This is a genomic window from Vibrio sp. 2092, assembly GCF_033339635.1.
GTDB lineage: Bacteria > Pseudomonadota > Gammaproteobacteria > Enterobacterales > Vibrionaceae > Vibrio > Vibrio alginolyticus.
On record NZ_JAWOUY010000018.1, the window covers coordinates 1 to 14,821 of the forward strand.

The window sequence follows — 14,821 nt, forward strand, 5'->3', positions numbered from 1 at the left end:
CCGAATGAAAGCCTGTCCTCAGCATAGTACTGGGAAGGAGGGAGTGACCATCTCATTAAATAAAGCACGCTAAGCCGTAAGTAAGCGTGCTCCTGTGAAAGCCACAGCTAAAACTGCGTAGTACACATAGAGGTATTTTTTTCTAGATTTATATCGAATTTCGTTATCGAATTTCGCTTATTATTGATCAACTCGTTGCAGATCATGAAGGCGAAAGTATGACGAATAACCCTACCGATGACAGCAGACCATGGTCGGTCTTTCTTATTTTTCTGCGGCTTGGATTGACATCTTTTGGCGGCCCCATTGCGCACTTGGGCTACTTCCGCGCCGAATTTGTCACACGGCGGCGCTGGCTCTCCGAACGGAGCTATGCTGACTTGGTCGCGCTTTGTCAGTTCTTGCCAGGGCCTGCAAGCAGCCAGGTCGGCATAGCGGTAGGACTGTCTCGGGCTGGATACAGCGGGGCGCTGGCTGCTTGGGCTGGCTTCACGCTGCCGTCTGCCATAGCCTTGATCCTTTTTGCGCTCGGCATCTCCAGCTATGGCGATTACGTCTCGCAGGGCGCGTTGCATGGCTTAAAAGTGGTGGCTGTGGCCGTGGTCGCTCAAGCAGTATGGGGCATGGCGCGTAACCTATGCACGGATGGGCTGCGAGTCACCATCATGGCAATTGCTACCTGCGTCGTTTTACTTGTGCCGTCCGCGTGGGGACAGGTTGGCGTGATTGCTATCGCAGGCATCGCAGGCCGGTTATTGTTCAAGCCAGCGAAAGTTGTTGAGCATGACCCCCTACCTATCACGGTCAGTCACCGGGCCGGCGTGCTTTGGCTCTCGCTGTTCTTTGTCTTGCTGATTGGCCTGCCGGTGTTGGCCGAACTGATGCCAAGTCAAACCATGGCAATGGTGGATTCCTTCTATCGTGTCGGATCACTGGTGTTCGGCGGTGGTCACGTTGTGCTGCCATTACTGCAAGCCGAAGTGGTGCCCTCCGGCTGGGTCAACAATGAATCCTTTCTCGCGGGGTACGGGGCAGCTCAAGCGGTGCCCGGCCCTTTGTTCACGTTCGCCGCGTTTCTTGGTGCCTCGATGAACACCGCCCCGTCGGGCTGGATCGGCGGCATTGTGTGTCTGCTGGCTATCTTCGCGCCCTCGTTCTTGCTGGTCGTCGGATCAATGCCATTTTGGGAGCGTTTGCGCCGCAATACAGGCATCCAAGCTGCGCTGGCCGGGATCAATGCCGCTGTAGTCGGCTTGCTGCTGGCCGCGCTGTATCAGCCTGTATGGACTAGCGCCATCTTTCAGCCGCAAGACTTCGGCTTGGCATTAGTTGCCCTTGTCGCACTTATGTTCTGGAAGCTCCCGCCGTGGCTGGTTGTCCTCGGTAGCGGTGCAGCTGGGTGGCTGTTGAGCGTCGCTCTGTGAGGCACAAAAAATGACTGACAAAGACCTCTACGGCGGTTTGATCCGCCTGCACATCCTTCACCATGCAGCCGAGGAACCTGTCTTTGGGCTGGGGATCATCGAAGAGCTACGCCGACACGGCTACGAGATGAGCGCTGGCACCGTGTACCCGATGCTGCACGGCCTGGAAAAAAAAGGCTATCTGACCTCACGCCACGAACGCACCGGGCGACGTGAACGGCGTGTTTATGACATCACTGAACAAGGCAGAACTGCACTTGCTGATGCGAAAACAAAGGTCAAGGAGCTGTTCGGAGAGTTGGTAGAAGGTGGTTGAGTTTTTGCTTCTATGTCAGGTTGAGCTATGCCTCAGTCTGACAGTGATGAGTCGCAGGCGTTCGGATCGGCATCGGTTTCGCTCCCGGTCTTGGCGCGCGCCTGGAAGCGCTGATAGCACTCCAGCCCGCAGAAGTGCTCGACGTATTCCGCGCCTTCCGGGGTGAAGGCGGCATCGAGCGGGATTTCCTTGCAGCACACGCAGCAACTGGTGGCAGTCGGATCATTTGCATTCATGGTGGCACCCCTCCATTGACTGACGAAGACGGCGAATGCCGCCGCCGGCATCGGCTTGGCGAACAGGAAGCCTTGTCCTGTGTCGCAGTCCGCTTGTCGCAACAAATCAAGACTCGCCGATGTTTCCACGCCTTCGGCCACTACTTCCATGCCAAGCCCATGCGCAAGCTGAATCACGGTGCGCACGATGGTCTGGTCGCGGTGGTCGTTGGCGAGTCCGGCGACAAACGATTGGTCGATCTTGAGCGTGCTGATGGGGCAGCATTTCAGGTGTTGCAGGCAGGAATAGCCGGTGCCGAAGTCGTCGGCGGCGAAGCGCACACCGATCTGTCGCAAAGCTTCCAGGGCGGGGAAGATCGCCGGATCACCGAACGCAACCGATTCGGTCAGCTCAATTTCAAGATACGCGGCGGGCAACCCGGCATCGGCCAGCACGCCCTTTACCCACTTGTCGAAATCTGGCCCCACTTGGCTCGCCGAAACATTGACGGCCAGCCGGAACGGTTGCCATGCCAGCACCCGCCAGTCGCGCATTTGACGGCAGGCTGCGCCCAGCACCCATGCGCCGATTTCCGGCATCAGGCCGGACGATTCGATCACGGGCAGGAACTGGCCCGGCGGCAACAGTCCGAGCGTCGGATGACGCCAGCGCAACAGGGCTTCCGCGCCGACAATCTGCTCACTGCGCAAATCGACAATCGGCTGGTAGTGCAGCTCAAGCTGCCCGCGCTCGACCGCCTGCGCCAGTTGCGCCACTGTCCATTCAATTGGCTGGGAAGCGCTCATGATCGACCTCTGAAGGCCCGCAGCAGCCGCGTCACAGACAGGACAAACAAGCCGGTCAGCGTGAGGGCTGCAATACCCCAGTGCTCGCCGATGAACGCGCCGGCCGTCGTGCCGGCCAGCACAATGGCGAGAATCGGCAAATGACAGGGACAGGTGAGCACCGCCAGCGCACCCCACAGGTAGCCGGTGAACGGCTTGTGTGTCTCGGCCGGCATGCGCTCGGGGCTGTTCATGGCAAACTCTCCGCATGCTGTGCCGGCGCGGTCGGCATGGCGGCCAACTGCACTTCCAGATTGGCCAACGCTTCGCGCCGGCGTTCGACGAACTGACGCAGCACAGCAAGCTGCGCGGCAGTTTCATCGCAGTTCGCCGCATCCAGCGCCCGGCACAGCCGCGCCAATGCGCCGAGGCCGATGCCCGCCTCGAAGGCGGCCCGCACGAAGCACAGTCGCTGCAAGGCGGCGTCATCGAACAGGCCGTAGCCACCCGTGGTGCAGGCGACTGGCCGCAGCAATCCGCGCAGCAGGTAGTCGCGCACGATATGCACGCTCACCCCGGCATCAAGGGCCAGCCGGGACACCGTGTAGGCGTTCATCGAACACCTCCTTTTGGTCGGTTCACGGCAATGCATATACCGTTTCGCCGAGTTCAATCCGCGCGCTGCGAATCCGATGCCGGTGCCGTAGAACATTGGGTCGATATCCGATCACGGTGTCCTAGATGACATGGTCTGCAACAGATGTCGATTAAACTCCTGGCCCAAGCCGAAAGCCTCGTGGACACTGACGATCGCCAATCCTTCCAATCCTTGATGCTTGGAGGCCCAGTCTTCCGCCGTCGGGACAGATGCAAAGAAATGTACATGGCAACAGAAGGACTGACGAACGTCGGCTGCTTCCTGCGGCAATACCAAGGACACCGCCATGCCGGCAGGTTCGACAGCCTGTATCTCGCTGGGTGAAACCGTGAGTGAAACGGGTGCTCCGGTTGCAGCGCAATGCGATGAGACGCGAGCTGTACGGCCGATCAGCGCCGGAAATATCAAGGTGTCCAGCGCGCACCAGGCATACAGACGGCGGTCGTCAATTTCAAAGACATACGAAGTCTCGCGCAAGGTGAGGCCGTAGCCGATGATGTTCCCATCTTTGTCATATTCGGTACTGGTGGCCTGTTCGAGTACGGCGGCCACTCGCTCAGCGGGCCAGTCGAGAATCCCGGCAAGTGTCGTTCGTGAAACCGGACGCCCCTTGGCGAGTTCCCGCAGTAGCGGGACCAAGAGATCCGCAGTACCATTGGTACGATTGACCGAAGTGAGACGTTCTAAAATATATGGGGCGAGCTTCATGGTTCCATCTCCTTTCATCCTGCGCAGCAGGACAATTGTTTGACATCCTTGGTGAAGGTCTGCGCCGCGAGCTTCAGCCCCTCGACCATCGTCAGGTAGGGGAACAACTGGTCGGCCAGTTCCTGCACCGTCATGCGGTTGCGAATGGCGAGAACAGCCGTCTGGATCAATTCGCCGGCTTCCGGGGCGACGACCTGCACGCCGATGAGCCGTCCGCTACCTTCCTCGATGACCAGCTTGATAAAGCCGCGTGTGTCGAAGTTGGCAAGCGCACGCGGCACGTTGTCGAGCGTGAGCGTGCGACTGTCGGTTTCGATCCCGTCGTGATGCGCTTCCGCTTCGCTGTAGCCCACGGTTGCTACTTGCGGATCGGTGAACACCACGGCCGGCATCGCGGTTAGATTGATGGCAGCATCCCCTCCGGTCATGTTGATCGCGGCACGGGTGCCGGCCGCTGCCGCCACATAGACGAATTGTGGCTGGTCCGTGCAGTCGCCGGCCGCGTAAATGTGTGGCGTGCTGGTGCGCATGCCCTTGTCGATGACGATGGCACCCTGCGCATTGACGGTGACTCCCGCCGCGTCGAGTGCCAGGCTGCGCGTGTTCGGTGTCCGTCCGGTAGCGACCAGCAGCTTGTCGGCACGTACTTCACCGTGTCCCGTGGTCAGCACGAATTCGCCGTTCACATGCGCGACCTGGCTGGCTTGCGTGTGTTCCAGTACCTTGATCCCTTCGGCACGGAAGGCCGCTGTGACGGCCTCGCCGATGGACGGGTCGTCGCGGAAGAACAGCGTGTTGCGAGCTAGGATCGTGACCTGGCTGCCCAGCCGGGCGAAGGCTTGCGCCAGTTCCAGCGCGACCACCGACGAGCCGATCACGGCTAGGCGTTCGGGAATGGTGTCGCTGACCAAGGCCTCGGTCGAAGTCCAGTAGGGTGACTCTTTCAGGCCCGGAATCGGCGGCATGGCCGGACTGGCACCCGTGGCGACCAGGCAGCGGTCGAACATCACGACGCGCTCACCACCCTCGTTCAAACTAACGATAAGGCTCTGGTCGTCCTTGAAACGCGCTTCACCGTGCAGAACGGTGATGGCTGAATTGCCGTCCAGGATGCCTTCGTACTTGGCATGACGGAGTTCTTCGACACGGGCCTGCTGCTGGGCCAGCAGCCGCTCGCGCAAGATCGTCGGCGGTGTGGGTGGCATGCCGCCGTCGAATGGGCTTTCCCGGCGCAGATGGGCGATGTGGGCGGCGCGGATCATGATCTTGGACGGCACACAACCGACGTTGACGCAGGTGCCGCCGATGGTGCCGCGCTCAATCAGCGTGACCTGCGCGCCTTGCTCGACGGCCTTCAGTGCTGCCGCCATCGCGGCTCCACCGCTGCCGATCACGGCGACTTGCAACGGGCGCTCGCCGCCGCTGCCCTTGTCGGCGGCACCCATCCAGCCGCGCACCTTGTCGAACAGCCCAGTGCGGTTGTCGGTCGGCGGGGCATCGGCGAGCATCGCTTTGTAGCCCAGGCCAGCCACGGCGGCGGTCAGTGCGTCCGGCGCTGTGCCTGGATCAAGGGCGAGCTGGGCCGCGCCCTTGGCATAGGACACTATGGCAGATTGGACGCCGGGTACTTTTTCCAGCGCTTCCTTGACGTGCGCCGCGCACGAGTCGCAGGTCATGCCGGTGATTTTTAGATGGGTCATGCGACAGATCCTTTTTCGTTTGTGGTAGCAGACAAGGGCGTCAGATGTGCTGCGCTGCCGTTTTCAGTGCCTCACTTCTTGACGCTGGACGGATAGCCCGCGTCTTCGGTGGCCTTGGTCAGCTTCTGCACGCTGGTCTTGGCATCATCGAAGGTGACAACCGCTTCGCGTGTCTCGAAGGTCACGTTAACTTTGCTGACGCCTTCGACCTTGGAAATCGCCTTCTTAACGGTGATCGGACAAGCGGAGCAGGTCATGCCCGGTACGGACAGCGTGACGGTCTGGGTGGCGGCCCACACGGGGGCAACAACGGCAGCGATGGCGAGAGAGGCAAACAGTTTTTTCATGATGAACTCCTGTGATTAATAGAAAAATGGCATGACGTAGGGAAATCCGAGCGCGACCAGAACCAGCGCGGCCACGACCCAGAAAATGAGCTTGTAAGTAGCGCGCACTTGGGGAATCGCACACACATCCCCTGGTTTGCAGGCTTGCGCCGGTCGGTAGATGCGCCGCCAGGCGAAAAACAGCGCCACCAACGCCGCGCCGATGAAGATCGGGCGATAAGGTTCCAACACCGTCAAGTTGCCGATCCAAGCGCCGCTGAACCCCAGGGCGATCAGAACCAGCGGCCCCAGGCAGCAAGCCGAGGCGAGGATGGCGGCTAGCCCGCCAGTGAAGAGCGCCCCGCGCCCGTTTTGAGGTTCAGACATACGCTTGTCCTTTCAAATCTGGATTGGATAGCTTAAGCTTACTTCCGTACCAATGTACGGAGTCAAGCGATATGGAAAAAAATTTGGAGAATCTGACTATTGGCGTTTTCGCCAAGGCGGCCGGGGTCAACGTGGAAACAATCCGGTTCTATCAGCGCAAGGGCTTGTTGCCGGAGCCGGACAAGCCCTATGGCAGCATCCGCCGCTATGGCGAGGCGGATGTGACGCGGGTGCGCTTCGTGAAATCAGCCCAGCGGCTCGGATTCAGCCTCGACGAGATCGCAGAGCTGCTGAGGCTGGATGACGGCACCCACTGCGAGGAAGCCAGCAGCCTGGCCGAGCACAAGCTTCAGGACGTGCGCGAAAAAATGACCGACCTGGCGCGCATGGAAACCGTGCTATCCGAACTTGTGTTCGCCTGCCATGCGCGGCAAGGGAACGTTTCTTGCCCGCTGATTGCTTCGCTGCAAGGGGAGAAAGAGCCGCGTGGTGCCGACGCGGTGTAGCCGAGGGTAGTTACGCCTTAGCGTGCTTTATTTAATGAGATGGTCACTCCCTCCTTCCCGGTACTATGCTGAGGACAGGCTTTCATTCGGAGAACTATCATGGAAAACATTGCGCTCATTGGTATCGATCTGGGTAAAAACTCTTTCCATATTCATTGCCAGGATCGTCGCGGGAAGGCTGTTTACCGTAAAAAATTTACCCGGCCAAAGTTGATCGAATTTTTGGCGACATGCCCCGCTACAACCATCGCAATGGAAGCCTGTGGCGGTTCTCACTTTATGGCACGCAAGTTGGAAGAGTTGGGGCATTCCCCAAAGCTGATATCACCACAATTTGTCCGCCCGTTCGTTAAAAGCAATAAAAACGACTTTGTCGACGCCGAAGCTATTTGTGAAGCTGCATCGCGTCCGTCTATGCGTTTTGTGCAGCCCAGAACGGAATCTCAGCAGGCAATGCGGGCTCTGCATCGTGTCCGTGAATCCCTGGTTCAGGATAAGGTAAAAACAACCAATCAAATGCATGCTTTTCTGCTGGAATTTGGCATTAGCGTTCCCCGAGGAGCTGCCGTTATTAGCCGACTGAGTACCATTCTTGAGGATAATAGTTTGCCTCTTTACCTCAGCCAGTTATTGCTGAAATTACAACAGCATTATCACTATCTTGTTGAGCAGATTAAAGATTTGGAATCCCAGTTGAAACGAAAGTTGGACGAAGATGAGGTTGGACAGCGCTTGCTGAGCATTCCCTGCGTCGGAACACTGACAGCGAGTACTATTTCAACTGAGATTGGCGACGGGAAGCAGTACGCCAGCAGCCGTGACTTTGCGGCGGCAACAGGGCTTGTACCTCGGCAGTACAGCACGGGAGGTAGGACGACATTGCTGGGAATTAGTAAGCGAGGTAATAAAAAGATCCGAACTTTGTTGGTTCAATGTGCCAGGGTATTCATACAAAAACTGGAACACCAGTCTGGCAAATTGGCCGATTGGGTCAGGGATTTACTGTGCCGGAAAAGCAACTTTGTCGTCACTTGTGCTCTGGCAAACAAGCTGGCCAGAATAGCCTGGGCCCTAACGGCACGACAGCAAACTTATGTAGCATAACGGCAGAAATACACCGGTTTAAAGAATTACTGATCTGGTTTTGCGAATACTGATATTGATGATACTAACGGCCCACCGGCCTGTTGAGGAACCTGTAAAACGGAAAGGCTCATTGAAGCCGTATATTTTCTGGAGGTTCATCAGGCGCGGAACTCATCGAGGCGCGGGAATAAAATCCCATTCAGACGCCGGATAGATTCAAGCAAGCCAACTTGTCGTCAAAATCGGTGTTGCAAAAACGGGAGTGACCATAGATTCCGTTTTCTGAGACGACCCCTTGTAGGATTGGCTGTATCTGGGGACACTATAACCGTCAAAGAAGCCGGTTTGGTGTTGGTCATTGGGGTTATCCTGTGGATCTATGGTATAATCTTAACCAAGGTCAGCAATTCCTAAGGGGGTCAAATGGACGCTTTCACATTAGGCATGTTGGGGTTGCTCATTTTTTTCACTGTCGTCACTGGCGGCAGTCTGTATCTCTACCATGAGAAACAGAAGGAAAAAAAGCATCACAACGCCTAAAGAGTAACTGCGACAATGAACGTAAAGGCCAGCAATAGCTGGCCTTTTTTTATACTTGCAGTTTGAGGTGTTACATGTCACGATAAGGTAAGTGTGACATGTAACGGAAAAGGTGATTTTTTGAAAGTATCCAATGAAGATGCTCAGGCTACGGCGATCTATCTCCTCAGAGCTGCTTCGCGCCCAGCTTTCTGGCGTGACGTCCCATTCGATAAGAAACTTGAAGCCGTGGACAGCCTGAACAGCATAGGGCGATCACCATCAGAACTCACTGAATGGATTAATAAATACCTGACAGCAGAGCAAATCAATAAACTCGGGACATCAATTAGGCAACGTCGCAGAAGGGGATATGGTGTTGGTAAAAGCATAACTATAAGCGATAAAGCCCACAGGATTTTGAAGCGGTTGTCAGAAGTCGATGGTTGCAGTTTGTCAGAAGTGATCGAGAAACGCCTAGCCCGAGCTTATAAAAATACATGGGACCATAAATAGAGTGACACTAGGGGTTGCATTTTTAAAACCCGTGATAGCATCTAAATGAACCCAAACGAATAGGGGGGCTGGCGGCGATGCCGACCATTATCCCGACAATGGAGAAATAGACCATGATGACATTGACTACCGTCTCGAAGAAAACTTCAAATAATTCAGCCCTTGTATTCTGGCGCGTTGGTACAAAACGGAAAGGCATCCTTGATGTCCATATTGATTTTGACCACGAAGAAGCGGATCTTTTGGCTGAGCTCGTAGCCATTCGCTATCTGGCGCTGGACAAACAGGTTTTTTGCAGAGAGCCAGGTGCTGGTGCTGGTTACAAGCTGGTGGTATCCAAAGGTGCAATCAAGAAGCTGGCGCTGGGCAAATCCACCAAGGCTTTTGCTTTCAAGTTTGCGGCTTGCCTCACTGGGCGTTTAAAGGGCGCTACTATTGAAGTCTCGCAGAGCATGGAGTTTATGGATGAGCCGGGAGAGGGCAACATTGAGCTCCTCGATGTGGACAAGCAAGCCTATACCCAGACCCATGACGAAATATCTACACCTGCCATTGGCCCCGTCCTGGTTACTCAACATGCCATCGATCAGTATCAGGCCCGGATAACCTCTGGAGACCCTAAAAAACCGTGGGCCTCACTTGTTGGCCGCCTCCAGCATCCAGAGTTACAGGTTCAGCCCTTTGACGAGAAAGTGGCTCGCCATAAAGCCAGAAAGTATGGCCGCGTAGATAACGTGGAAGTCTGGGGCCATAGAGATTCCAAGTTCAAGTACCTGATGGTGATCAACGACGACAACCAAAAACGTGTTCTTGTCACAGTGTTTGAGCGAAATGAGTAACCTGCTTCTCATTTGTTCTGAATACACAACCTCTCCAAATCACGTATTCATACCCTAAAAGGGCAATAACGCAGTCGTTGATAACGACTCTCCCACCTGAAAATAGCTCCAGCATAAAAACTGGAGCTGTAAATGAGATCGAGACCTTCCCTTTTACTGATGCGAAACCTGCGGTCATTGGCCGTTGTGGTGCTCGCAACTTTGCCATGCGTTGCTTTTGCACAATGGCGGGTTGTAGCCGTGAGCACCGAAGTAGACAAAATGCGCTTCAACACCATCATAGACGCGCATTCCTTCATGAAGAATTATCGCTCTGGTGAGGAGCAAGGGAAGGGAACGCCAGTTGGGGATGCGCTTTATCCGGTTGCCAGTTATGGTGATGGCCGTTATGTCTCCAGGATCTGTTTTAAGTATCTAGGTGCTACTGGCGATTATGACCCCACTACCTGCACTGGCGACCCAGCTACGGTCTACTGGCGCTCAACCTATGTTCTGCCGGGTGAGATGGATAAAACACCGTTCCTGGACAGGGATCTCGGCTTACCAACAACGACCATGTGTGTAGGGAACCCTATCCATCTTGGCACCGGCAACAAGTTCCAGGCTGAACTGGATTATCAAAGCGGAGGCTCCGACCCTTTCACATTCACCAGATACTACAATAGCCACCTTCCTGATGAAGAGCTCGGCGGCTGGCGGCATACCTACTCGCGGAGCGTCGAGGTCAACGCCTCGAAGTACGGTGAGAACATGGTTGTCCTGCACCGGCCAGAAGGGCAACAACTCGCGTTCTACAACTCGTCCTCTGTCTGGGTGCCAACATGGAAAACCGATGATACCTTGACGAAGGATGCTACCGGCTGGCGCTACACTCAATCTGACGGGGTAGTCGAGGCCTATGATGAAACCGGACGACTGACCGGCATCGAGAAGCCCAACGGCAATCACATCACCCTGAGCTATCTGAACGGAGAGCTATCCTCGATCACTGACGGCTTTGGCCGCACCATCCAGTTCCAGTATCAAGATGGCCGCATGGTCAGTGTCACCGATCCTGCTGGTGGCAGTATTCAGTACCAGTACAACAGCGCTGGCAAGCTGGCGGAAGTGATCTACCAGGACAATACGAGCCGCAGCTATCTCTACGATGACCCGAATGCACCGGGTTTGCTCTCTGGGCTGGTGGACGAGAACGGCAACCGTTTCGCCACATGGGGATATGATACTCAGGGGAGAGCGGTTCTAAGCGAACACGCCGGGGGCGCAGAGAAAACTCAGGTAAGCTACAACGCTGACGGAAGCGTCTCTGTCACCAATGCCCTCGGCCACGTTCAGCGATACACCTACAGTCGCCACAATGGGATGCTCAAGCCTGATGTGGTTGAGGGTGCGCCGTGTACCGGCTTTGTGGGCGGCAAGGAAACCTACGTCTACGACAGCAAAGGCCTCGTCTCCAGCATTACTGACCGCGCTGGGCAGAAGCGCACGTTCACCCATAACGACCGGGGATTGGAAACCACCCAGATAGACCAGGACGGGGGTAAGGTTACGACCGACTGGCTTCCTTCCAAGTCGCTCCCGGCAAAAATCACAGAACCAACCAGGATCACTGAGCTCACCTACGACACTCATCTCCGGGTGATAAGCCGCAAGGTCACTGATCGCAGCTCGGGCGCTTCCCGGACATGGACCTACACCTATGCCCCTGTTGGTACAGGAAAGCCGAGCCTGTTGGCCTCGGTTGATGGTCCGCGCACCGACGTCAGCGATGTTACGACATTTGACTACGATGACCAGGGCAACCTGATCCGGACAACGAACGCGCTGGGGCAGGTGACGCAGTTTGGTGACTACGACGCGAACGGTCGCGCCGGGACCATTCAGGGTGTCAATGGTGTAACCCAAACCCTCACCTATGACGCCAGAGGAAGACTTGTCAGCTCCACTGGGCCAGAAGGAACCACGGTCTACAACTATGATGCTGTGGGCCTCCTGAGTTCGCTGACCAAGCCAAATGGTGCAACCGTCAGCTATGAGTACGACGCTGCACATCGGCTGGTGGCGGAAACAGATGCACAGGGCAACCGGCGCGAGCTTGAGCTCAATGACCTCGGGAACCCAGTAGAAGAGCGACTGCTCGATGCGCTGGGCCAGACCCGTTGGATAGAGCGCCGGATCTTCAACGAAATCGGCTGGCTCTCCAGTGTCTCCGACGCCTATAGCAATCAGTCATCGTTTTCCTACGATGTGGTGGCAAACCTGATACAGGAGACCAGTCCCTCTGGTAACACACACTCCTACAAGTACGACGGCTTCCATCACCGGACACAAACGACCGATCCCCTCGGGAAGGTCACGCAGGTGCTCTACAAGGATACCGGCGATGTTTACCGTGTCTCCGACCCTCGTTCGCGCCTGACCTACTACAGCTACAACGGCTTTGGCGAAGTGACCCAGGTCCGGAGCCCGGACACCGGCACCACCGACATTACCTATGACGAAGCCGGTAACGTGGCAACGCGCAAAACGGCCAAGGGGCAAACCACAAGCTACAGCTATGACGCGCTGAACCGGATCATCGAAACCTCCAGCGATGTCGCTGGCGAATCGCCAATTCTGTACGGGTACGACGAAGCAACCTCACCATACGGCATAGGCCGCTTGACCTCAGTCGATGATGGCAACGGTGTCCGGAGATTTGGCTACACCCCCGAAGGATGGCTGGCTTACGAAACCTGGGAAACCCACGGGCAGAGCCTGACTACCCAGTACCAATACGATGGTGCAGGCCTCGTCACGAAGATCACGTATCCCAGTGGCCGTGAGGTCTCCTACACCCGTGACTCAGCCGGTGACGTCATCGAGGTGACAACGACACAAGCAGGCACCACAACAAACCTGGCAAGCCAGATTGAGCGAGCGCCCTTTGGCCCCGTCACCAGTATGGTCAGAGGGAACGGCATTTCAGAAAGCCGCACTCTGGATCTCGATTACCGTGTCACCGGCATCGACGCTGCTAGGGTGCATTCGCTGGTCTATCGGTACACGCCAGACTCGTTGATTTCAGCCATAGACGACAATCTCAGCTCATCAGTCAATCAGTCACTCGGTTATGACGCGGTTGGCCGCATCACCTCTGCTGAGGGGATCTATGGCGTTTTGGGCTATGGCTATGACGCCACCGGCAACAGGACCTCGATCACGACCGATGGCCTGAGCCAAAGCTACACCATCAACTACATGAACAACTGGTTGGTGAAGGCCGGGCAAACCTCCAGAAGCTATGACGCCAATGGCAACCTGACGAAGCAGGGGGCGGATACCTTCACCTATGACAGCCAGAACCGGCTGGTGGCCGCAACGGTCGCGGGAGTGACTGTAAGCTACACATACAACCATCTGGATCAGCGTGTAACCAAGACCCTAAACGGGCATACCCGGCTGCTGGTTTACGACCTGGCAGGAAACCTCATCGAGGAGCTGGACGCGGCCACTGGAGACGTGCTGGCGGAGTACATCTGGCTCGATGGGACACCCTTGGGCTTTGTTCAGTCAGGACAGACCTACCAAGTCCACGTCGATCACCTGGGCACCCCGAAGGCACTGACCGACGTCAGCGGCCAAGTCGTTTGGAAGGCGAGCTACAGCCCGTTCGGTAAGGCCAGCATCATCATCCAGGGGCCAACCTTCAACCTGCGATTCCCAGGACAGTATTACGACGCGGAGACCGGGTTCCACTACAACTGGCGGCGTTACTACGACCCAGCGACCGGGCGGTACATTACCAGCGACCCTCTTGGCCTGATCGATGGAGTAAACACCTACGGGTATGTGCATGGAAACCCTATGTCCAATACCGACCCGACGGGTGAATTTGCGTTTGTTGGTGCAGGTATTGGAGCTGGGTTGGAGCTACTTAGCCAACTAATCGAAAATAATGGGAGTTGGAAATGTGTTAGTTGGTCAAAAGTTGGAATCGCCGGAGCGATTGGGGCTATAGGTGGCGGCTGGGCGTCAGGAGTTTTCAGACATGCCAGCTCCGGTAAATCGTGGTTCAAATTAAGCCAAAAATGGAGCAATGTCTCACCCAGAGTAAGGAAAGTTCAAGGGGTTCCACGAGGTAATGAGCTTCACCATTGGGCTATTCAGAGAAATGGCAAGTTTGGCAAATATGTTCCTGACTCAATAAAAAACCATCCTTGGAACTTGAAGTCCATTCCAAGAGATATTCACCAAAACATTCACGGCAATGGACCTACCCCATATAGCGCATTTGGTCGTTGGTGGCACGGGACGCCTGAATGGGCAAAAGTAGCTCAAGCCTCTCCTGTTAGTGGTGGTTTAGCTGATTCAATAAATGATGAGGGATGCGGTTGTGCAAATTGAATTTCCAGCGCTGCTTGTGAGCAGCAAGAAAAGGTCGCTCTTCGTAGTGGCATCAGAATCCGAGTTCGGGAAATGTACTATTCAGTCTTTGAGGAACGGTTATTTTGAGCTGATGGACATTTATGATTCGGAAGGTCGTCACTACAAAATAGACGAGGTTGCGAGCTACAAGCCGCTAAGTCCATTCTGGTACTGGCCTGTAGAAATTGTGATGTATGGTTCTCGACTGTTTAAGGCTAATTTCAATGCTGTTCTTATCTCTAATCTGGATTGCAAGGAGTTAAAATCTGAACTTTGTGATTTGGCTAAAAAGTACAGAAGTAATTTGGATTCCGGCGTCGGAATTGAAAAGATTATGGAGGAAATGGAGTCTGCCAGAACAATTAAAGAATTGATAAAGGTTTTTGGCTAGTTATTCATTGAATACGCTGGTGTTAGTCTAGCTAACC

15 protein-coding genes are annotated in these 14,821 nt (G+C 55.6%); 8 read left to right on the forward strand and 7 right to left on the reverse strand.

What is annotated here, in order from left to right:
• The first annotated feature begins 218 nt into the window (after positions 1–218).
• Both chrA and R7P80_RS22870 read left to right on the forward strand, forming a co-directional pair.
• The gene (gene chrA, locus R7P80_RS22865; protein WP_000184001.1) at positions 219–1,424 is read left to right on the forward strand and encodes a chromate efflux transporter; all 1,206 of its coding nucleotides are present in this window, start codon (positions 219–221) and stop codon (positions 1,422–1,424) included.
• 10 nt (positions 1,425–1,434) lie between these two features.
• Positions 1,435–1,740, forward strand: a complete 306-nt coding sequence (locus R7P80_RS22870; protein WP_000130000.1) for a PadR family transcriptional regulator — start codon at positions 1,435–1,437, stop codon at positions 1,738–1,740.
• A 32-nt stretch (positions 1,741–1,772) separates the two neighbouring features.
• On the opposite strand, the gene R7P80_RS22880 is transcribed toward R7P80_RS22870, so the two are convergent.
• The 7 genes from R7P80_RS22880 to R7P80_RS22910 form a co-directional block, all read right to left on the reverse strand.
• Entirely contained in the window at positions 1,773–2,762 is a 990-nt protein-coding gene (locus tag R7P80_RS22880; protein WP_001276635.1) for a DUF3330 domain-containing protein, read from the reverse strand.
• Positions 2,759–2,995: a broad-spectrum mercury transporter MerE gene (merE, locus tag R7P80_RS22885; RefSeq protein ID WP_001087810.1), complete on the reverse strand. Its 237-nt coding sequence runs from the start codon at positions 2,993–2,995 to the stop codon at positions 2,759–2,761. Before merE ends, R7P80_RS22880 begins: the two co-directional genes overlap by 4 nt.
• Positions 2,992–3,357 (reverse strand): mercury resistance co-regulator MerD, encoded by a 366-nt coding sequence (merD, locus tag R7P80_RS22890; protein ID WP_000995361.1) that lies wholly within the window; start codon positions 3,355–3,357, stop codon positions 2,992–2,994. Before merD ends, merE begins: the two co-directional genes overlap by 4 nt.
• 111 nt (positions 3,358–3,468) lie before the next feature.
• Complete coding sequence (gene merB / locus R7P80_RS22895; protein ID WP_000761850.1) at positions 3,469–4,107, reverse strand: organomercurial lyase MerB; 639 nt, start codon at positions 4,105–4,107, stop codon at positions 3,469–3,471.
• Positions 4,108–4,121: 14 nt separating this feature from the next.
• Positions 4,122–5,807 carry a mercury(II) reductase gene (gene merA / locus R7P80_RS22900; protein WP_000149288.1) on the reverse strand — a complete coding sequence of 562 codons (1,686 nt, stop codon included), beginning with the start codon at positions 5,805–5,807 and terminating at the stop codon, positions 4,122–4,124.
• Between the two features lie 71 nt (positions 5,808–5,878).
• Positions 5,879–6,154 (reverse strand): mercury resistance system periplasmic binding protein MerP, encoded by a 276-nt coding sequence (gene merP, locus R7P80_RS22905; protein WP_000732290.1) that lies wholly within the window; start codon positions 6,152–6,154, stop codon positions 5,879–5,881.
• A gap of 15 nt (positions 6,155–6,169) precedes the next feature.
• Entirely contained in the window at positions 6,170–6,520 is a 351-nt protein-coding gene (locus R7P80_RS22910; protein WP_001294666.1) for a mercuric transport protein MerT, read from the reverse strand.
• A 71-nt stretch (positions 6,521–6,591) separates the two neighbouring features.
• Here R7P80_RS22910 and R7P80_RS22915 point away from each other — a divergent pair, with 71 nt between their 5' ends.
• The 6 genes from R7P80_RS22915 (at position 6,592) to R7P80_RS22950 (ending at position 14,784) form a co-directional block, all read left to right on the forward strand.
• Positions 6,592–7,026: a mercury resistance transcriptional regulator MerR gene (locus R7P80_RS22915; RefSeq protein ID WP_000414383.1), complete on the forward strand. Its 435-nt coding sequence runs from the start codon at positions 6,592–6,594 to the stop codon at positions 7,024–7,026.
• A 99-nt stretch (positions 7,027–7,125) separates the two neighbouring features.
• Positions 7,126–8,130 (forward strand): IS110-like element IS4321 family transposase, encoded by a 1,005-nt coding sequence (locus R7P80_RS22920; RefSeq protein ID WP_000427623.1) that lies wholly within the window; start codon positions 7,126–7,128, stop codon positions 8,128–8,130.
• A 642-nt stretch (positions 8,131–8,772) separates the two neighbouring features.
• A complete protein-coding gene (locus R7P80_RS22935; RefSeq protein WP_000868820.1) occupies positions 8,773–9,147 on the forward strand; it encodes a hypothetical protein in 375 nt (124 codons plus the stop codon).
• 113 nt (positions 9,148–9,260) lie between these two features.
• The gene (locus R7P80_RS22940; protein ID WP_000988731.1) at positions 9,261–9,986 is read left to right on the forward strand and encodes a hypothetical protein; all 726 of its coding nucleotides are present in this window, start codon (positions 9,261–9,263) and stop codon (positions 9,984–9,986) included.
• A gap of 132 nt (positions 9,987–10,118) precedes the next feature.
• On the forward strand, positions 10,119–14,372 hold the full coding sequence (locus R7P80_RS22945) for an RHS repeat-associated core domain-containing protein (RefSeq protein ID WP_001257735.1): 4,254 nt from the start codon (positions 10,119–10,121) through the stop codon (positions 14,370–14,372).
• Positions 14,362–14,784: a hypothetical protein gene (locus R7P80_RS22950; protein ID WP_001165345.1), complete on the forward strand. Its 423-nt coding sequence runs from the start codon at positions 14,362–14,364 to the stop codon at positions 14,782–14,784. The genes R7P80_RS22945 and R7P80_RS22950 overlap by 11 nt, the downstream gene beginning before the upstream one ends.
• Positions 14,785–14,821 lie beyond the last annotated feature (37 nt).